Source organism: Streptomyces sp. NPDC096132, assembly GCF_044763345.1.
In the GTDB taxonomy this organism is placed as follows: domain Bacteria; phylum Actinomycetota; class Actinomycetes; order Streptomycetales; family Streptomycetaceae; genus Streptomyces.
In genome coordinates, this window is sequence record NZ_JBIWGA010000003.1 from 129,035 (window position 1) to 146,901 (window position 17,867).

The 17,867-nt window shown below is 73.4% G+C and carries 20 protein-coding genes and 1 riboswitch; of the genes, 15 read left to right on the forward strand and 5 right to left on the reverse strand.

Features of this window, described 5'->3' with window-relative positions; translation table 11 throughout:
• Positions 1-7: 7 nt before the first annotated feature.
• Positions 8-1,492, forward strand: a complete 1,485-nt coding sequence (locus tag ACIRF9_RS08375; protein WP_403818249.1) for a class I adenylate-forming enzyme family protein — start codon at positions 8-10, stop codon at positions 1,490-1,492.
• Entirely contained in the window at positions 1,485-2,615 is a 1,131-nt protein-coding gene (locus ACIRF9_RS08380) for a thiolase family protein (protein ID WP_403818251.1), read from the forward strand. Before ACIRF9_RS08375 ends, ACIRF9_RS08380 begins: the two co-directional genes overlap by 8 nt.
• 4 nt (positions 2,616-2,619) lie before the next feature.
• Here ACIRF9_RS08380 and ACIRF9_RS08385 read toward each other — a convergent pair whose 3' ends face one another.
• The 5 genes from ACIRF9_RS08385 to ACIRF9_RS08405 form a co-directional block, all read right to left on the reverse strand.
• Entirely contained in the window at positions 2,620-3,417 is a 798-nt protein-coding gene (locus ACIRF9_RS08385) for an acyl-CoA thioesterase (protein WP_403818253.1), read from the reverse strand.
• Positions 3,418-3,453: 36 nt separating this feature from the next.
• The gene (locus ACIRF9_RS08390) at positions 3,454-4,224 is read right to left on the reverse strand and encodes an acyl-CoA dehydrogenase family protein (protein ID WP_403818255.1); all 771 of its coding nucleotides are present in this window, start codon (positions 4,222-4,224) and stop codon (positions 3,454-3,456) included.
• A 3-nt stretch (positions 4,225-4,227) separates the two neighbouring features.
• Positions 4,228-5,349, reverse strand: a complete 1,122-nt coding sequence (locus ACIRF9_RS08395; protein ID WP_403818257.1) for an acyl-CoA dehydrogenase family protein — start codon at positions 5,347-5,349, stop codon at positions 4,228-4,230.
• The gene (locus ACIRF9_RS08400; protein WP_403818259.1) at positions 5,346-5,756 is read right to left on the reverse strand and encodes a nuclear transport factor 2 family protein; all 411 of its coding nucleotides are present in this window, start codon (positions 5,754-5,756) and stop codon (positions 5,346-5,348) included. Before ACIRF9_RS08400 ends, ACIRF9_RS08395 begins: the two co-directional genes overlap by 4 nt.
• 75 nt (positions 5,757-5,831) lie before the next feature.
• Positions 5,832-6,305 (reverse strand): pyridoxamine 5'-phosphate oxidase family protein, encoded by a 474-nt coding sequence (locus ACIRF9_RS08405; RefSeq protein WP_403818260.1) that lies wholly within the window; start codon positions 6,303-6,305, stop codon positions 5,832-5,834.
• A 59-nt stretch (positions 6,306-6,364) separates the two neighbouring features.
• Here ACIRF9_RS08405 and ACIRF9_RS08410 point away from each other — a divergent pair, with 59 nt between their 5' ends.
• The 13 genes from ACIRF9_RS08410 to ACIRF9_RS08470 all read left to right on the forward strand — a co-directional run bounded on the left by ACIRF9_RS08410 (position 6,365) and on the right by ACIRF9_RS08470 (position 17,846).
• The gene (locus tag ACIRF9_RS08410) at positions 6,365-8,473 is read left to right on the forward strand and encodes an ABC transporter permease (RefSeq protein WP_403818262.1); all 2,109 of its coding nucleotides are present in this window, start codon (positions 6,365-6,367) and stop codon (positions 8,471-8,473) included.
• The gene (locus ACIRF9_RS08415; RefSeq protein WP_403818264.1) at positions 8,454-9,164 is read left to right on the forward strand and encodes an ABC transporter ATP-binding protein; all 711 of its coding nucleotides are present in this window, start codon (positions 8,454-8,456) and stop codon (positions 9,162-9,164) included. The genes ACIRF9_RS08410 and ACIRF9_RS08415 overlap by 20 nt, the downstream gene beginning before the upstream one ends.
• The gene (locus ACIRF9_RS08420; RefSeq protein ID WP_403818265.1) at positions 9,161-9,865 is read left to right on the forward strand and encodes an ABC transporter ATP-binding protein; all 705 of its coding nucleotides are present in this window, start codon (positions 9,161-9,163) and stop codon (positions 9,863-9,865) included. The genes ACIRF9_RS08415 and ACIRF9_RS08420 overlap by 4 nt, the downstream gene beginning before the upstream one ends.
• A complete protein-coding gene (locus tag ACIRF9_RS08425) occupies positions 9,862-10,341 on the forward strand; it encodes a hypothetical protein (protein WP_403818267.1) in 480 nt (159 codons plus the stop codon). The genes ACIRF9_RS08420 and ACIRF9_RS08425 overlap by 4 nt, the downstream gene beginning before the upstream one ends.
• Positions 10,304-10,624: a hypothetical protein gene (locus ACIRF9_RS08430; RefSeq protein ID WP_403818268.1), complete on the forward strand. Its 321-nt coding sequence runs from the start codon at positions 10,304-10,306 to the stop codon at positions 10,622-10,624. Before ACIRF9_RS08425 ends, ACIRF9_RS08430 begins: the two co-directional genes overlap by 38 nt.
• 101 nt (positions 10,625-10,725) lie before the next feature.
• The gene (locus tag ACIRF9_RS08435) at positions 10,726-10,842 is read left to right on the forward strand and encodes a putative leader peptide (RefSeq protein WP_403818269.1); all 117 of its coding nucleotides are present in this window, start codon (positions 10,726-10,728) and stop codon (positions 10,840-10,842) included.
• 372 nt (positions 10,843-11,214) lie between these two features.
• Complete coding sequence (locus tag ACIRF9_RS08440; RefSeq protein ID WP_403818271.1) at positions 11,215-12,150, forward strand: glutathione S-transferase C-terminal domain-containing protein; 936 nt, start codon at positions 11,215-11,217, stop codon at positions 12,148-12,150.
• A 67-nt stretch (positions 12,151-12,217) separates the two neighbouring features.
• Positions 12,218-12,341, forward strand: a riboswitch (SAM riboswitch).
• A 356-nt stretch (positions 12,342-12,697) separates the two neighbouring features.
• Positions 12,698-13,675: an amino acid ABC transporter permease gene (locus tag ACIRF9_RS08445; RefSeq protein WP_403818272.1), complete on the forward strand. Its 978-nt coding sequence runs from the start codon at positions 12,698-12,700 to the stop codon at positions 13,673-13,675.
• Positions 13,672-14,475, forward strand: a complete 804-nt coding sequence (locus tag ACIRF9_RS08450) for an amino acid ABC transporter ATP-binding protein (RefSeq protein ID WP_403818274.1) — start codon at positions 13,672-13,674, stop codon at positions 14,473-14,475. Before ACIRF9_RS08445 ends, ACIRF9_RS08450 begins: the two co-directional genes overlap by 4 nt.
• Before the next feature lie 66 nt (positions 14,476-14,541).
• Entirely contained in the window at positions 14,542-15,567 is a 1,026-nt protein-coding gene (locus tag ACIRF9_RS08455) for an ABC transporter substrate-binding protein (protein ID WP_403818275.1), read from the forward strand.
• 67 nt (positions 15,568-15,634) lie between these two features.
• The gene (locus ACIRF9_RS08460) at positions 15,635-16,384 is read left to right on the forward strand and encodes a GNAT family N-acetyltransferase (protein ID WP_403818277.1); all 750 of its coding nucleotides are present in this window, start codon (positions 15,635-15,637) and stop codon (positions 16,382-16,384) included.
• An 82-nt stretch (positions 16,385-16,466) separates the two neighbouring features.
• Entirely contained in the window at positions 16,467-16,532 is a 66-nt protein-coding gene (locus ACIRF9_RS08465) for a putative leader peptide (RefSeq protein WP_313663591.1), read from the forward strand.
• A gap of 111 nt (positions 16,533-16,643) precedes the next feature.
• Entirely contained in the window at positions 16,644-17,846 is a 1,203-nt protein-coding gene (locus tag ACIRF9_RS08470; protein WP_403819011.1) for an LLM class flavin-dependent oxidoreductase, read from the forward strand.
• Positions 17,847-17,867 lie beyond the last annotated feature (21 nt).

Consider the following 17,867-nt stretch of genomic DNA (forward strand, 5'->3'; position numbering starts at 1 on the left):
CGTTCTCATGAATATAGCCGTGATCCTGGAAATGGCCGCCTCCGCGGGGGACCGGCCGGCCGTCACCGAGGGCGGCCGTTCGCTCTCCGCCGCCGGACTCCAGCGCCTCGCGCGCCACGCGGCCGACCGCTTCCGTGACCGCTCGGCGGTCCTGTACCTGGGGACGAACCACCTCGCCCACCCGGTCGCCCTCTTCGGCGCGGCCCTGGCCGGCATCCCCTTCGTACCCCTCAACTACCGCCTGTCCGCAGCTCAGTTGGATGAGCTGATCGACCGTCACCCGGGTGCCGAGGTGCTGCGCCCCCAGGACCTCGACGCCCTCCTCGACCCACCCGGCGACCCCGGGTCACGACCCGCCCCCGACGACCGGGAGGCCACCGCCGTCACCCTTTACACCAGCGGTACCACGGCGGCCCCCAAGGCGGCCCTGCTGCGCCACCGCCATCTGCTGGCCTACGTCTTCAACACCCAGGACTTCGGCTCCGCCGACCCGGCCGACGCGACCCTCGTCGGCCTCCCGCCGTATCACGTCGCCGGCCTGATGAACCTGCTCACCAACCTCTACGCGGGCCGCCGGATCGTCTACCAGTCGTCCTTCGAACCGGCCGACTGGCTGCGCACCGTACGCCGGGAGGGCGTCACGCACGCCATGCTGGTGCCGACGATGCTCGCCCGGATCACCGCCGAGGTCGGCGAGGCCACGGCGGACGTGCCGACCCTGCGCAGCCTCGCCTACGGCGGTGCCCGCGCGCCCCGTCCGGTGGTCGAGCGGGCGCTGCGGCAGTTCCCGCACACCGGGTTCGTCAACGCCTACGGCCTCACCGAGACCGCCTCCTCCGTCTGCGTCCTGGGTCCCGACGACCACTGGCGCGCGGTGGCCTCGGACGACCCGGCGGTGCGCGAACGCCTCGGCTCGGTGGGGCGTCCGCTGCCGGGCATCGCGGTCGAGATCCGCGACGAGGACGGCAAGGTCCTGGACGCGGGCACCACCGGGCTCGTCTTCGTGCGCGGGGAGCAGATCTCCGGCGAGTACGCGGGCGGCGGGGAGACGGACTCTGGGGGCACCTCCCGCTCATGGGGGTCCCCCCGCTCGAGCGGAGCCGAGAGTGGGGGAGGCTGGTTCGCCACCCGGGACCGGGGGTGGCTGGACGCCGACGGCTACCTCTACATCGAGGGCCGTGCCGACGACACCATCATCCGGGGTGGTGAGAACATCGCACCGGCCGAGATCGAGGACGTACTCCTCGAGCACCCGGGCGTACGGGAGGCCGCCGTGCTCGGCGTGTCCGATCCGGAGTGGGGGCAGCGGCTGGTCGCCGTGCTCGTCGGAGCGGGCGACCCGGAGGAGATCCGGGCCTACGCGAAGGCCCGACTGCGCTCCTCCAGGACCCCGGACACCGTCGTCTTCCGCGCCGAACTGCCCCGCACCGCCACCGGCAAGCTGCTGCGGCGCACCCTCGTCGCCGAACTGGAGGAGGCCCCCGATGCCTGAAGCAGTGATCGTCGCAGCGCTCCGCACCCCCATCGGCACCGCGTTCAAGGGCACCCTCCGCGACACGACCGCCTACGAACTGGCCGGCCGGGTGGTGGCGGCGGTCGCGGAGGGACTCGACCCCGAACTGGTCGACGACGTCGTCCTTGCCGAGTCCCACTACGGCGGCGGAGTCGTCGCCCGCCACGCGGCGCTCACCGCGGGCCTGCTCCAGGTGCCGGGGCTGGCGCTCAACCGGCACTGCGCGGGAGGGCTGTCCGCCGTGCAGACCGCTGCAGCGTCGGTGCGCGCCGGCATGGACCGGCTGGTGCTCGCGGGCGGCGTGCAGTCCCTGTCCACCGCGCCCCGGCTGACCTACCGGGGCGCCGACCGCTGGGTGCCGCCCTCCCATCCCGACCGCCCCGACGCCCCCAACCTCGACATGTCCGTCACCGTCGGCTGGAACACGGCCGTCCGCGCCGGCATCGGCCGCGCCGAGCTGGACGCGTGGGCGCTGCGCTCCCACCGCAACGCCGTCCGCGCGCTCGACGAGGGCCGCTTCAAGGACGAGACGGTGCCGCTCGACACCCCGCACGGCCCGTTCGAGGCCGACGAACACCCTCGCCGGGACACCAGCGCCGAGAGGCTCGCCGCCCTCAAGCCCCTGCACCCCGAGATCGAGGGCTTCTCCATCACCGCGGGCAACGCCAGTGGCGCCAACGACGCGGCGGCGGTGCTGGCGGTGGCGGACGCGGGCCTGGGGCTGCCGGGGCTCGCGACGGTCCGCGCCTGGGCCTCGGTCGCGGCGGACCCGGCGGAGACCGGGCTGACCCCCGTGCGGGCCATCCCCAAGGCCCTCGCCCGGGCCGGCATGACCGTCTCCGACGTCGACCTCTTCGAGATCAACGAGGCGTTCGCCTCCGTCCCCGTCGCCGCGATCCACCGCCTCGGCCTCGACCCCGACACGGTGAACGTCAACGGCAGCGGCTGCTCCCTGGGCCATCCGGTGGCGGCGACCGGCGCCCGCATGCTGGTCACCCTGGTCCACGAACTCCGCCGCAGGGGCGGCGGGGTCGGCGTCGCGTCGATGTGCGCGGGCGGCGGCATGGGCTCGGCACTGGTGGTGGAGGTGCCCGCACCCTGAGGGCTCACAGGAACCGCAGCAGCGCCTCCTGCGCGTACGACGCGACCAGCGTCCCCTCCCGGGTCAGCACATCCCCGCGACCGAAGCACCGCCCGTGCGCGGCGACGGGGCTGTGCTGACGCAGGAGCAGCCAGTCCCCGGTCTCGGCGGGACGGTGGTACCACACGGTGTGCGAGGTCACCGCCGAGACGAACACCCGCCCCGAGTCCGTCTGCCGCACCCCCTTCACCGGCCGGAGCGCGGTGCCGATCGGCGTGAGGTCGGTGGCGTACGCCAGCAGCGCCGGCGCGAGGTGCCGGTGCGCCCGCGGCACGCGGGTCCACAGCTCGAAGACGGGCGGCTCCGACTGCTCGGTGTCCAGCTCGGTCGCGGCCCTCGACTCCCAGGGCAGCAGGGGGAGTTCGGCCGCGCGCTCGGGTCCGGGCAGGGGCGGCACGGGGTCCACCGTCTGCCGGTCCGCTCCTTCCTCCCACCCGTGCAGACTCGCCTGCGCCACGGCCACGATCCCGTGCTCCTGGCGCGCGACGATCCGTACGGCCGCGAACGTACGTCCCTCCTGCGGGACTTCGGTCTCGTAGCGGACCGGCTCCCCGGCGCGACCCTCCCGCAGGAACTGGGTGTGCAGCGACTTCAGGCCCTTGCCGGGGGCGGCCAGCGCGGCGGCGCGGGCGAACTGCGCGAGGAGCTGGCCGCCGAACAGCCGCCGGTATGCGAGTCGTTGGGAACGGCCCTCGTAGACGCCCGTCCCCCGAGGGGCGAGGTCGAGGCAGCCGAGCAGGTCGGGCCAGAGGTCGATGGTCACGCGGGACTCCTCAGGGTCGCCGTTCTCGAAGGCTCCTCACAGCTCGACCAGACGGGGTGCCCGGCCCTCGCGCAGCAGCAACAACCCCGCCTCCCGGGTGAGTTCGCGGGAGGAGCCCAGCAGTCCGTCGAGGACGAGGGCGCGCCGGACATGCCGGTGCAGGTCGTGCTCGGCCGTGAACCCGATGCCACCCAGGGCCTGCTGGCAGTGCCGGGCGGTGGTGAGGGCGGCCCGGCCGGCGGCCGCCTTGGCCAGGAGCGAGCCCGTGTCGTCGCCGGCGGCGGTCAGGGTCGCCTCGGCGCCCTCCAGGGCGACGTATGTCTCGGCCAGCCGGTGTCGCAGGGCCTGGAAGGAGGCGAGCGGGCGCCCGAACTGGTGCCGGTCCAGGACGTGCCGGCGGGCCAGGGCGAGCATCGCGTGGCCCGTGCCGAGCAGCCACCAGCCCAGCGCCCGTCGCCCCGCCGCCCACGGCAGGGCGGGACCGCCGGCGTCGAGGCGGCGCAGGGGGAGTCCGGGGTCGAGCGGGCTGTCGTACGACGATCCGTCCCGGACCCACTCCAGCCAGGTGCCGCCCGTGTACGGCAGGGGTGCCGTCCCGCCGAGGGGAAGGCCGGCCGCGTGCAGGAGGACGTCGTTGAGGACCGGTGCGTGGGTGCCCGTCTCGCCCAGGAGGCGGAAGAGCAGCGGCACCACGGTGTCCGGTTCCTCGACGAGCATCGCCGGCCAGCCCAGCTCGGCGAGATCGGCGCCCGAGACGAGCGTCTTGCGCAGGGCGTCCGCCAGGAGGGCACGCTCGGTCGTGTCCATGGGTCACTCCTTTCCGAGATCCAGCAGACGGCGGGCGACGATGTTGCGCTGGATCTCGGCCGTGCCGCCGTAGACGGTCGCGGCGCGTGAGTAGAGGTAGTCGGTGCGCCAACGGCCGTGCGGGGACAGCTCGACGGCGCCGGGCAGCAGGTCCCGGGCAGTGTCGAACAGCCGCTGCTCGGCGCCGGCCAGCAGGATCTTGTCCACGGAGGTCTCGGGGCCGAGCCGTCCGCCCCCGGCGAGGCGGGCCTGGGTGGCGGCCGAGCGGCAGCGCAGCGTGTGCAGGTCGAGCCAGACGGCACCCAGCGCGTCCGGGTCGGCCTCGCAGCCGTCGGCGAGAAGCCGGTCGAGACGGCCGTAGAGGTGGGCGATCCGATGCCAGAAGCAGGTGGAACGCTCGTGCGGCAGCAGGTCCATGGCGAGCCGCCAGCCGTCGCCGGGCGCGCCCAGCAGCCGGGACGCCGGGACGCGGACGTCGTCGAGGAACACCTCGGCGAACTCGTCCACGCCGTGCATCGTGCGCAGCGGGCGGACCGTGATCCCGGGGGAGTCCATGTCGACGAAGAACGCGCTGATCCCGGCGTGTCCGGGGCCGCCGGTGCGGGCCAGCAGGACACAGCGCGCCGCGTACTGGGCGAGGCTCGTCCACACCTTCTGCCCGGACACCACCCAGCCGTCCCCGTCCTGGTCGGGGACGGCCCGCGTCGACAGCGACGCCAGGTCGCTGCCGGAGCCCGGCTCGGAGAAGCCCTGGCACCACTGCTCCCGGCCGCCCAGCAGCCGGGGCACCATCTCGGCGGCCAGCGCGGGCGGCGCGTGGTCGACGAGGGTCGGGACCAGCACCTCGACCATCGACCAGATCCCGGGCTCGGCCAGGTCGCGGGCGGCGACCTCCTCACCGAGCACCGCGCGCAGGGCGCTCGGCCCGCCGAGCCCGCCGACCGCGGGCGGCCAGCCGTACCGCATCCATCCCGCGTCCCACAACGCCCGCCGGACCCGCCCGAGCTGGGCCACCTGCGCGTCCAGGCCGGCGTCCGGTCCGCCGGGGGACAGGTCGTGGTCGTCCAGCCAGTCGCGCAGCTCGCACCGGAAGTCGTCGAGTCGCGTGAACGGGGAGAGCCTCATGACCGGGTGAAGGCGTGCGGCCGCCCCGAGTCGTGGTCCCCGCTGCGCCGGATGAAGGTCATCGCCCGGGTGCGCAGCCGCCAGCCGTCCGGCGTGCGGGCGTAGGTGTCGGTGTAGTAGCCGATCCGCATCTCGTGCCGGGCGTGCTCGACGAAGCACAGCGGCTGGGTGCCGGTGGCCGCGTCGCCGTCCAGCTCGATCGCGGGCGTGCCGACGAGGAACAGCCCCTTGGGGGCGGCGGCGATCAGAGCCGGGAACTCGTCGAGCGGGTACGTGTCGCCGAACGCGCTGTAGCTGCCGTCCGGGGTGAAGACCCCGAGCACCCGGTCCACGTCGCCACGGGTCATCGAGACCGCGTAACGGCCGAGGAGCTGCTCGATCTCCACCAGGTCGTCGGTGTCGCTCAAAGGACCTCCCGTGCCGATTTGAGAATGTGATTCTCTGAAATCGAGTATCACGCTTCCATGTGTGCCCGCCACCCGTCAACGGCCCGTTCGCCGCAGCTTCCCGAAGTCCCAGCTGACCATCTCCTCCGGGACCAGCCGCAGCCACCCGTGCCGTCCGTCGTACCGGAACCTCCCGCCCGCGTACTTCTCCCCGAACAGCCGCTCCGGCTCGCCGAGTCCGCCGCACGGTTCCCCCGTGCGCGGCACCTCGCCGACCACCTCCGCCGGTCCCCGCAGCTCCACCCCGCGCAGCGCCAGGAAGTCGAGGCCGCCCTCGTCCACCACCACCGCGATCCGGCCCTGTTTCACCACGTCGGCCCAGCGGCGGCTGCGCACCAGCGAGTTGAGCCACAGCGCCGTTCCGTCCCAGACGAACCACAGCGGGCTGATGTGCGGATGGCCGTCGGACGCCGTGACGGCGACCCGGCAGACCGGCTGGGCGCGCAGGAACGCGTCCACCTCCGCGGTGTCCATCGCGATCGCGGCGCCGCGCCTCTGTGCCTTGGCCATGGAACCTCCTCGTGTCCGAATGGTTGATTCTCCAATAGCGAGAAGCTAGTTTCCAGTCCATGGATCAGTTCCTGGCCTTCACGGTGGTCGGCCTGAGTACCGCCGCGATCTACGCCGTGATCGGCAGCGGCCTGGTACTCACCCACACCACGGCCGGCGTCTTCAACTTCGCCCACGGCGCCGCCGGGATGCTCGCGGCCTTCGCCTACTGGCAGCTGGCCGTCGGCTGGGCCTGGCCGGTGCCCCTCGCGCTCGCCGCCGTCCTCCTCGTCCTCGCGCCCGCCTTCGGTCTGCTCGTCGAACGGGTGCTGATGCGCCCGGTGCAGGCGCTCGGCGAGGCGGAACGCCTGGTCATGACGGTCGCCCTGCTCACCGGCTGCATCGCCCTGGCCCGCTGGGTCTGGGACCCCGACACCCCCCGCCCCCTCACCCCCTTCTTCGCCGACCGCCCCGCCCTGCGGCTCGGCGCGGCCGCCGTCACCTGGCACCAGGCCGTCACCATGGCGGTCGCCCTCGCCGTCGCCGCCGGTCTGTGGTTCCTGCTGCACCGCACCCGCGCCGGCACCGAGATGCGCGCCTGCGTCGACGACCCGGTACTCGCCGGACTCACCGGCGCCGACCCGCTGCGCGCCGGGCGGCTCGCCTGGGTGCTCGGCGTCCAGCTCGCCGCCGTGGGCGGCATCCTCATCGCGCCGACGGTCGCACTCGACGCCCAGCAGCTGTCCCTGCTCATCGTCAGCGCCTACACCGCCGCCGTCTTCGGCCGGCTGCGCAGCCTGCCGCTGACCTTCCTCGGCGCGGTCGTCGTGGGACTGCTGGAGGCCTACCTCGCCGGCTACCTCCCCCGCAACGACTACCTCCCCGGCCTGCGCCTGGCCGCCCCCGCCCTGCTCCTCCTCCTCGCCCTGCTCGCCTTCCCGCACCGCCGGCTGCGCGGCCGCGACCGTCGCCTGGTCCCCGTCCCGCTCCCCGGCCGCCGCGGCACCCTGCTCCTCGCCGCCGCCGTCCTCACCCTCGCCCTGGTCCTCGTCACTGTTCTCTCCGAGGACGCCCTCGTCCCGTACGGCGCGGTCTTCGCGCTCGGCGTCATCGCCCTGTCGTACGTGCCGCTCGCCGGGTTCGCCGGCCAGGTCTCCCTGTGCCAGCTGTCCATCGCCGGGATCGGCGCGGTGGTGTGGGGCCACCTGGGGGCGCACGGCGAGCTGTGGGCGCTGCCGGTCGCCGTGCTGGTCACCGCGGCTGTCGGCGCGCTGGTCGCCATACCGGCACTGCGGCTGTCCGGCATCTATCTCGCCCTGGGCACCGCCGCGTTCGCCGTCGTCCTCGACCGGTGGATCTTCACCCTGCCCGCCTTCCACGTCCTCGGCGTGCGGATCGCCCTGTTCGACCAGGGCTCGGTGAACGTCACCGGACCCGACCTCCTCGGACTGCGGCTGACCAGCCCGGCCCAGCTGCTCCTGCTGGCCGCCGTCTGTCTCGCCCTCGCCTCCCTCGGCGTGGCCGCGCTGCGCCGGGGCCGGTTCGGGCGCCGGCTGATCGCGCTGCGCGACAGCGAGGCCGCCTACGCCACCCTCGGCGGCCGGCTCCTCGGCGCGAAGGTCGCCGTCTTCGCGCTGTCGGCCGGCATCGCGGGGCTGGGCGGCGCCCTGTACGGCATGCAGCTGCAGACCGTCACCGCCGAGCAGTTCAACCTCGTCGCCGGGCTGCCCCTCTTCCTGATCGCGGTCATCGCCGGACTGGGCTCGGTCGGCGCGGGCCTCTTCACGGGCGTCGCGTTCGTCGTACCGACCCAACTGCTCGGCGAACTCGGCACCTGGGCCCAGGACCTGTCCGCGCTGCTCATCGCCCTGGCCGGCATGGGCCTCGCCCACAGCCCGAGCGGGGTCATCGCACAGCTGCGCGACGAGTGGGCGCCGCTCGCCCGGGACCGGCTGCTGCTGGGGGCGCTGGGCGCGGTGCTGGCCGGCTGCTGGCTGCTCGCTGCGCTGGACGCGGTGAACGGTTGGCTCCTGCCGGCCCTCGCCCTCGCGGCGGCCGTGGCCCTGCGGATCCGTGCCGCCGCACGTCGAGGGACGCCCGCCGACCTGCCGCCCGAGTGGTGGGGAGTACGCCGCCCCTGGCGGCCCGAGGACGGGGAGGTGCTGGGCCGTGCCACTGCTGCGGGCTGAGGAGGTGACCGTCGCCTTCGGCGGACGCCGGGCCCTCGACACCGTGTCCCTGACCGCCGAGGCCGGCCGGGTCACCGGGCTCATCGGGCCCAACGGGGCCGGGAAGAGCACCCTGTTCGACGTCGTCTCGGGACTACGGCGGCCACGCACCGGCCGGGTCCGGCTGGACGGGCGTGACATCACCCGCGAGGGGCCCGCCCGCCGGGCCCGGCGCGGGATGTCCCGCACCTTCCAGCACCTGGAACTCTTCGGCCGGCTCTCCGTCCGCGACAACCTCCTCGTCGCCGCCGAACTCGGCCCCGAACGCCGCCACGCCGCCCGCAGCGCCGACGCCGTGCTCGCCCGGCTCGGCCTGACCGCCCGCGCCGACGACCCGGCCGACGCCCTGCCCACCGGCATCGCCCGTCTCGTCGAGGTGGGCCGTGCGCTCGTCCTCAGGCCGCGGGTACTGCTCCTGGACGAACCCGCGGCCGGCCAGGACACCGAGGAGACCGAGCGGTTCGCCGCGCTGCTGCGCTCCCTCGCCGCCGACGGCACCGCCGTCCTCCTCGTCGAGCACGACATGAGCCTGGTGATGAGCGTGTGCGACGAGGTGTACGTCCTCGACCTGGGCCGGGTCGTGGCCTGCGGTCCGCCGGCCCGGATCCAGCAGGACGAGACGGTTCTCGCGGCCTACCTGGGGGAAGCATGAGCCTGCTGGCCCTGTCCGGCGTCCGCGCCGCCTACCATGGCATCACCGTCCTGCACGGCGTGGACCTCGAGGTCGCCGCGGGCCGGGTCGTCGCCCTCCTCGGCCCCAACGGGGCGGGAAAGACAACGGTGTTGAAGGTCGCCGCCGGGGTCCACCCGCCCACCGGCGGGCGCCTGCTGCTCGGTGGCCGGGACGCCACCGGCCTCCGCCCCCGCGACCTCGCCCGCGCCGGCGTCTGCCTCGTCCCCGAGGGCCGGGGCGTCTTCCCCAACCTCACCGTCCGCGACAACCTCCTGATGATGACCTTCACCGGCCGCACCCGGGAGGAGATCGAGGAGACCGCCTACGCCCGCTTCCCCGTCCTCGGCGGCCGACGCACCCAGCACGCCGGCACCCTCTCCGGCGGCGAGCAGCAGATGCTGGCCCTCGCCCGGGGCCTGGCCACCGATCCGGCCGTCCTGCTCCTCGACGAACTCTCCATGGGCCTCGCCCCGCTGGTCGTCGCCGAACTGTACGAACTCGTCGCCGAGATCGCCCGGCAGGGCGTCGCCGTGCTCGTCGTCGAACAGTTCGCCACCGCCGTGCTGAAGATCGCCGACCATGCCGCCGTCCTCGTCCGCGGCCGCGTCCAGTGGCAGGGCCACCCCGACAGCTCCCTGCACGCCGAACTCTCCTCCTACTACCTGGGGAGCACCCCATGACCACGACCCCCGTGCCGGCGTCGTCCGCAGACCGGGCCGAACGCTTCGCCCGTGAACTCGCCGAGCTGCGGATCCCCGACCCGGCCGCCTCCCGTGCCACCCTCTGGCTGCGCCTCGGCGCACTGCTGATGCTCGCGGGCCTGGTGCTCGCCGGCCTCGCCTTCCCCCTCGCCCACGCCACCGACTCCGCCCTCGGCCAGGGCGACGCCCTCGCTCTCGGCCTCGGCGGAGTCGCCGCGGCGGTGGTGGGCGGCGCGCTCTTCCTGCGCTACTCCCTCACCGGGTTCCTGCGGTTCTGGCTCGCCCGCCAGTCGTACGACCTGGACCGCCTCGGGGAGCGGCTCACCGACCCGCCGGCCACCCCGGCCCCGCCCCCAGCCACCACGGCAGTCGCCATGCCCGTCACACCGGCCGTCACATCAGAAGGAGAACCGCGCCATGGTGTCGTCGCCCGCACCGACCCCGCGCCCCGGTGACCAGCTCGCCTCGGCCACCGGCACCACCCGGGTGATCGTCATCCGGGCCCCCGAGAGCGCCACCGGCCCCATCGAGTGCGGCGGCACCCCGATGGTCCCCGCCGGACAGGCCCTGACCGCACCGCCGGCCGGAGAAGCGCCCGGCACCCTGATCGGCAAGCGGTACGTCGACGCCGCCGACACCCTCGAACTCCTCTGCACCGCCTCCGGCGCGGGCCCGCTGACCTTCGGAGGTGAGCCGCTGACCGTCAAGGCACCCAAGGCGCTGCCCGCCTCCGACTGACGGACCCCGCCTCCCGTACTCACCTGGTGGACGCCCCCTTGACGTCGGCCGGAGGCGGATCGACACTCGATCCAGGAATCCTAGTGAACGGGTAGGGAAACATGGGGTGCCTGGAGACGGCCACCGGCCGAGCGAGCCGCACGGCATGGTCGTCACCCCTCCTCACCTCCCGCCGTCACATCGACCTGCAGCGCGTCTGCAGCGCCATCAGCCCTTAGGGCGGGTCTTTCGGATCAGCCTGGGGCCGCGGGTCCTGGCACGCTCATCTGCGGCGTTGTCGTCGGTCCCCGACTCCCCCACTCTCGACTTCGCTCGAGCGGGGGGACCTCCATCGCGTCGGCTCCCTCCTCCGCCTCGCAGCTGCACGCACCAGGACCCGCTCACCGGCGTCACCCAGGCGCCGCGGCTCCGAGTCAGGCTGATCCGAAAGACCCGCCCGGGGCTGAGCCGGGCCCTCCCCGCGCCGAAAGCCACGGCGGTGTCCCACGGGCACCGCCCCGGTCGGCGCGTGTGGACGAGGGCCGTCTCCCTTTTCGACGTCGCATCCGCCGCGCGCACGTCCCTCAGCGCGCCCGCCTCCGGGGAGAGTCATGTCCGTCACACCGCTGGCCACCCACCTGCCCGTCCGCCCCGCCCCCGCCTTCCGGGGCCGCATCGGGCGGGACGCGCGCAGTGGCCACTACGCCGTGCCGCGCCGCTACCGCCTCCATCTGTCCACCGCCGACCCGGACGGCCTGCGCATCGCCGTCACCCACACCCTCCTCGGCCTGGACCGGGCCTGTCCGGTGACCTTCCTGCCCGCCGTGCCCGACTGTCCCGACGGCGGCCATCGGGCACTGCGCCCGCTCTACGACGCCAGCGCCCACCGCTACACCGGCCCGGCTCTCGCACCGGTGCTCAGCGACGACTGGTCCGGCCGGATCGTCTCCACCCACGGGCCCGACATCGCCCGCGACCTGGCCGAGCGCAGCGAGATGGGGGACCCCCCGGCCGAAGGCTGGGGGAGCTTCGGCGGCGGTCGGCCCGCGCTGTACCCGCGCGGCGCCGAGTCGGAGGTCGAGGCCGTCGAGCGGATGTGCGCGCGGGGCATCGAGGGGGCCGCACAGCGCGCCGGGGACGCGGGAGCGGGCGAGGCGGAGCGCGCCGCCGCGCTCGACGAGCTCCTCACCACACTCGACGTGCTGGAGCAAGGGCTCAGCGCCCAGCCGTACCTGATCAGTGATCAGATCACGGCCGCCGACGTGGAGTTGTGGGTCGCGCTGGTCCAGCTCGACACCGTGCACCGGCATCACCTCGACGCGGACGCCGTGCACTGCATCGCCGGACACCCCGCCCTGTGGGCCTACGCCCGCCGGCTGGCCGCCCACCCGGCCTTCGGCGCGCACCTCGACCTCGATGGCATCGCCCGTCGCCACCGCGCCCGCTGCCAGGGCCTGGAGGCCGCCGGCTCGGCCGTCCAGATCCTGGACTGGGCGACCCACGCGGCGGACGGCGACGGCGCCCCTCCGCAGGTCAACGGGGACTGAAGCAAGTCCGCTCCTTGGACGGCCGTTGACATTCGATCGGTCAACTGCCTTACTTACGGACCAGAACGGTCATGAGTGTCAGCGACAAGCCCTGGCTTGCTGACCGGCAACCCTCGCACCGCGGTGGGGTGCCCCAGGTGACGACCGGACCGGATGACGTACCGGCAAGGACGTTTCGGTAAGCGCGAGGGCCCCTGAGGGCCACAACAGTGACGGAGACACCCATGTACGCAGCTCTCAGGACGGCGCCCCGCCGCCTCCGGGGCTGCGTACACCCGTCCGCGCAGCCGCTCGTCGCCGACCGCGCCGTCGATCTGCTCCGCGTGAACAGCGCACTGTGTACCGCACCGGGCCGTGCCCGCTGTCGGGGCTGACCTCTCCGAAGTCCCCGCCCCGCCTCCGCGTTCCTGACGAACACCGCCCGAGCGGTGTGCCGTTGACCGCCCCACCCCGGTTCCCCGTACGCATCCGTGCGCCGTACGTCTGACGACGGCCGCCCACCGCGGCTGCGCCGGCCCGGGGTGCCCGACTCCCGCCGGAGCCCCTCATGAGTGAACCCCCAGGCGCCGTGACCCTCGCCGAGGCACCCGCCGCCGACACCCCGTCAGAGAAGCTCACCGCGCAGCGCGTCCAGCCGCTGCGCCGGCCGGGCCGCTGGATCGCCACCGCCGTCGTGCTGGTGCTGGTGGCCCAGTTCGCGCACGGACTGGTGTCCAACCCCTTCTACCAGTGGGACCGCTTCGGCTACTGGTTCCTGCGGCCGGTCATCCTCGACGGACTGCTCATCACCCTCGAAGTCGCCGCGTACAGCGCCGTGCTGGGCCTCCTCGGCGGGATCCTGCTCGCGCTCGCCCGGCTGTCGAAGAGCCCGGTGCTGCGCGCGGTCAGCTGGACCTACGTCTGGGCGCTGCGCTCCATCCCGCTGATCGTCGTCCTGCTCTTCCTGTACAACTTCAGCGCCCTGTACCAGACGCTGAGCCTGGGCGTCCCCTTCGGCCCCGCCTTCTTCACCTTCGACGAGTCCCGGCTCGCCACCGACATGGTGATCGCCGTCGTCGGCCTCAGCCTCAACGAGGCCGCCTACGCCGCCGAGGTGGTCCGCGGCGGCATCCTCTCCGTCGACCAGGGCCAGCACGAGGCGGCCTCGGCGCTCGGACTGCCCAAGGGCTACCAGTTCTGGAAGATCGTCTTCCCGCAGGCCCTGCGGTCGATCACCCCGAACTACGTCAACCAGCTGATCGGCCTGATCAAGTCCACCTCGCTGGTCTTCTACGTGTCGCTGCTCGACCTGTTCGGCACCGCGCAGACCATGGGCGCCACCTACCCCGGCGACATCGTGCCGCTGCTGCTCGTCGTCACCGTCTGGTACCTGCTCCTGACCAGCCTCGTCTCCGTCGTCCAGTTCTACGTCGAGCGGTACTACGCCCGGGGCGCCACGCGCTCCCTGCCGCCGACGCCGTTGCAGAAGCTGCGGACCGGTCTCACCGACCTGCGGGCCCGCATCCGCCGGGAGGCCGCCGTATGACCACCGAGACCGTGAAGACCGATCAGGTCGCCGACGTCGTACCCGCCGCCGTCGAGGTGCACGACGTGCACAAGTGGTACGGCGCCCACCGGGTCCTGGACGGCGTGAGCCTGACCGTGCGGCCCGGCGAGGTCACCGTGATCCTCGGCCCGTCCGGCTCCGGCAAGTCCACCCTGCTGCGGGTCATCAACCACCTGGAGAAGCCGGAGATCGGCTACGTCAGCGTCAACGGCGAGCCGATCGGCGTCCGCCGGCACGGCGACCGGCTGCGCGAGCTGAGCGAGCGGACCATCCTGACCCAGCGCGGCCGCATCGGCTTCGTCTTCCAGAACTTCAACCTCTTCCCGCACCTGACCGTGCTGGACAACGTCGCCGCCGCCCCCGTGGCGACGGGGAAGCTCGCCAAGCCCGAGGCCCAGGAACTCGCCCGCGAACTCCTCGGCCGGGTCGGCCTCGCCGACAAGGCCGGCGCCTACCCCCGGCAGCTGTCCGGCGGCCAGCAGCAGCGCGTCGCGATCGCCCGCGCCCTCGCCCTGCGCCCCGGCGTCATCCTCTTCGACGAGCCCACCTCCGCCCTCGACCCCGAACTCGTCGGCGAGGTCCTCGCCGTCATCAAGGACCTCGCGACCAGCGGCACGACCCTCGTCATCGTCACCCACGAGGTCGGCTTCGCCCGCGAGGTCGCCGACCGGGTCGTCTTCATCGACGCCGGAAAGATCGTCGAACAGGGCCCGCCCCACGAGGTCCTCGACAAGCCCCGGCACGAGCGGACCCGGGACTTCCTCAGCAAGGTGCTCTGACACCGCCCCCTGACTTCCCCCCACGGCATCACCCTCTCTCATCACACCCAGCCCCAAAGGATGGCCATGCCCACCCACTTCACCCGACGCAGCCTGATTCGCGGAATCACCGCGGCGACCGCGGTCGCCACCCTCGCCACCGGGCTCGCCGCCTGCGGTGGAGACAGCGACGCCGCCACCACGACCGACAGCGCCGCCTCGGGCGGCGTGACCATCGGCCGGGTGTCCAACGGCGCCGCCAAGGAGACGACCCTGAAGGTCTCCGAGGTCAAGTCCATCAGCGCCGAACTCCCGGACGCCGTCAGGAAGAGCGGCACGCTGAACATCGGCGTCGGCGCCCTGCCCTCCGGCTTCGCCCCGCTGGCGTACGTCGGCGACGACCAGAAGACCCTCACCGGCGCCGAGCCCGACTTCGGCCGCCTGGTGGCCGCGGTCCTCGGCCTGAAGCCCGAGACGAAGAACTTCACCTGGGAGAACCTCTTCGTCGGCATCGACAGCGGCAAGGTCGACGTCGCCTTCTCGAACGTCACCGACACCGAGGAGCGCAAGAAGAAGTACGAGTTCGCCTCCTACCGGCAGGACAACCTCGGCTTCGAGGTGAAGAAGTCCAACACCTGGAACTTCGACGGCAACTACGAGAACCTCGCCGGCCTCACCGTCTCCGTCGGCTCCGGCACCAACCAGGAGAAGATCCTGCTGGAGTGGAAGAAGAAGCTGGAAGCCGAGGGCAAGAAGCTCACCGTCAAGTACTTCCCGGACCGCAACGGCACCTACCTGGCACTCAACAGCGGCAAGATCGACGCGTTCTTCGGCCCCAACCCCGGCATCGCCTACAACGTCTCCCAGACCGCGGGCACCGCCAACGCGACCCGTAACGCGGGCACGTTCTCCGGCGCGGGCGAGTCGCTCCAGGGCCTGATCGCCGCCACCGCGAAGAAGGACAGCGGCCTCGCCAAGCCGCTCGCCGACGCCATCAACTACCTGATCAAGAACGGGCAGTACGCCAAGTGGCTGGCCGCCTACAACCTCTCCAACGAGGCCGTCGCCAAGTCCGAGGTCAACCCGCCCGGCCTGCCGCTGGACAACTCCTGATCAACCGTCACCGAACCGGTGAGCCATGCAAGTTGAGTTAGGCACGACAGGAAAGGACTCCGCCTCCGTGGCTTCCCCGATCGACCTCCGCGGAGGCGGAGCCCCCACCGTCACCGACCCGCACCCCCTCGACAACGCCGTCTGGGCCGCCCTCACCGGCCCGCACGCCCACCTCGCCGAAAGCGTCGGCCGCGCCGCCCGCTACCCGGCGGACGTCTACGCCTTCGCCGCCCTCGCCGACCCGCGCGACCCGGACGCCTGGGCCGACCTGCACACCCTCGCCGGACCCGGAACGGCCGTACGGATCAAGCCCGTCGACCGCGTTCCCGACGGCTGGGAGCTGCTGGGCGGGGGAGAGGGCGTCCAGCTCGTCGCCACCGGCGCGTTCCGCACCGAACCCGCCCCCGAGGCCGTCCCCCTCGGAACCGACGAGGTGCCGGAGATCCTCGACCTCGTCGCCCGCACCCGTCCCGGACCCTTCCTCCGGAGGACGATCACCCTCGGCACCTACCTCGGCATCCGCCACCAGGACCGGCTGATCGCCCTGGCGGGCGAACGCCTCCGACTCGACGGCTGGACCGAGATCAGCGCCGTTTGCACCGACCCCGGTCATCGGGGCAAGGGTCTGGCCACCCGCCTGATCCGCGCGGTCGGCCACGGCATCCGCGAGCGCGGCGACATCCCGTTCCTGCACGCCGCCGCCGACAACACCCCGGCGATCCGCCTCTACGAGTCCCTCGGCTTCCGGCTGCGCCGCCGCTCGACCATCGTCTCGGTGCGCACCCCGGGAACACCCGGCGAGGCCGGGGCGTTGTGACTCACGACGAGATGTGCCGCGCGCGCCCTCAGGACGCGCCCAGAAGGGGGAGGTGACGGTCGTGACCCACATACGCCACACCGTGCACCTCCACTCCCGGCCCCACATCGACCTCCAGCGCGTGGCCGGCGCGCTCTGTTGCTCCTGACCCTCCCCCAGCCTTCGGCCGGGGGGACCCCCATCTCGCTGCGCTCCCCCCTGCCGCACCCGTGTCATGGGTGGCGTGCGCCCTCGTACGGACCTCCAGGAAGGCACCCCCGTGTCCTCGACTCCCGCTACCCCGCTGCACCTCGCCGTCGCCCTCGACGGCACCGGCTGGCACCCCGCCTCCTGGCGCGAGCCGGTCGCCCGCCCCCGTGAGCTGCTCACCGCCGGATACTGGGCCGACCTGGTCGCCGAGGCCGAGCGCGGCCTGATCGACTTCGTCACCATCGAGGACGGCCTCGGCCCCCAGTCCTCCCACTTCCTGGACCCGGACGACCGCACCGACCAGGTCCGCGGCCGCCTCGACGCCGTCCTGATCGCCTCCCGCATCGCCCCGCTCACCCGCCACATAGGCCTGGTGCCGACGGTGGTGTCCACGCACACGGAGCCCTTCCACATCTCCAAGGCGATCGCCACCCTCGACTATGTGAGCACCGGCCGCGCGGGCCTGCGCGTCCAGATCACCGCCCGCCCCACCGAGGCCGCCCACTTCGGCCGCCGCACGATCCCCCGCATCGAGGCCTACGACGCCCCGGCCACCCAGGAGCTGGTGACCGACCTGTTCGACGAGGCCGCCGACTACGTGGAGGTCGTGCGCCGCCTCTGGGACAGCTGGGAGGACGGCGCGGAGATCCGGGACGTGGCCACCGGCCGCTTCATCGACCGGGACAAGCTGCACTACATCGACTTCGAGGGCCGCCACTTCAGCGTCAAGGGCCCCTCCATCACGCCCCGGCCGCCGCAGGGCCAGCCCCTGGTCACCGCGCTCGCCCACGCCACCGTCCCGTACCGCCTGGTCGCCCGGGCCGCGGACGTCGGCCATGTCACCCCGCACGACACCGACCAGGCCCGCGCGATCGTCGCCGAGATCCGCGCCGAGCAGCAGGCGGCGGGCCGCGCCGACGAGCCCCTGCACATCTTCGGCGACCTGGTCGTCCTCCTCGACGACGACTCCGCCGAGGCCGCCGCCCGCCGCGACCGGCTCGACGCCCTGGCCGGCCAGGAGTACACCAGCGACGCCCGGATCTTCGCGGGCAGCCCGACCCAACTCGCCGATCTGCTGCAGGAGTTCCAGTCCGCCGGCCTCACCGGCTTCCGGCTGCGCCCCGCCGTCGCCGGACACGACCTGCCCGCCATCACCCGGGGCCTCGTCCCCGAACTCCAGCGCCGCGACGCCTTCCGCCGCGCCTACGAGGCCGACACCCTGCGCGGACTGCTCGGCCTGACCCGCCCCGCCAACCGCTACGCCGCCGCCTGAGCGGGCGGGAGAGGACACCCC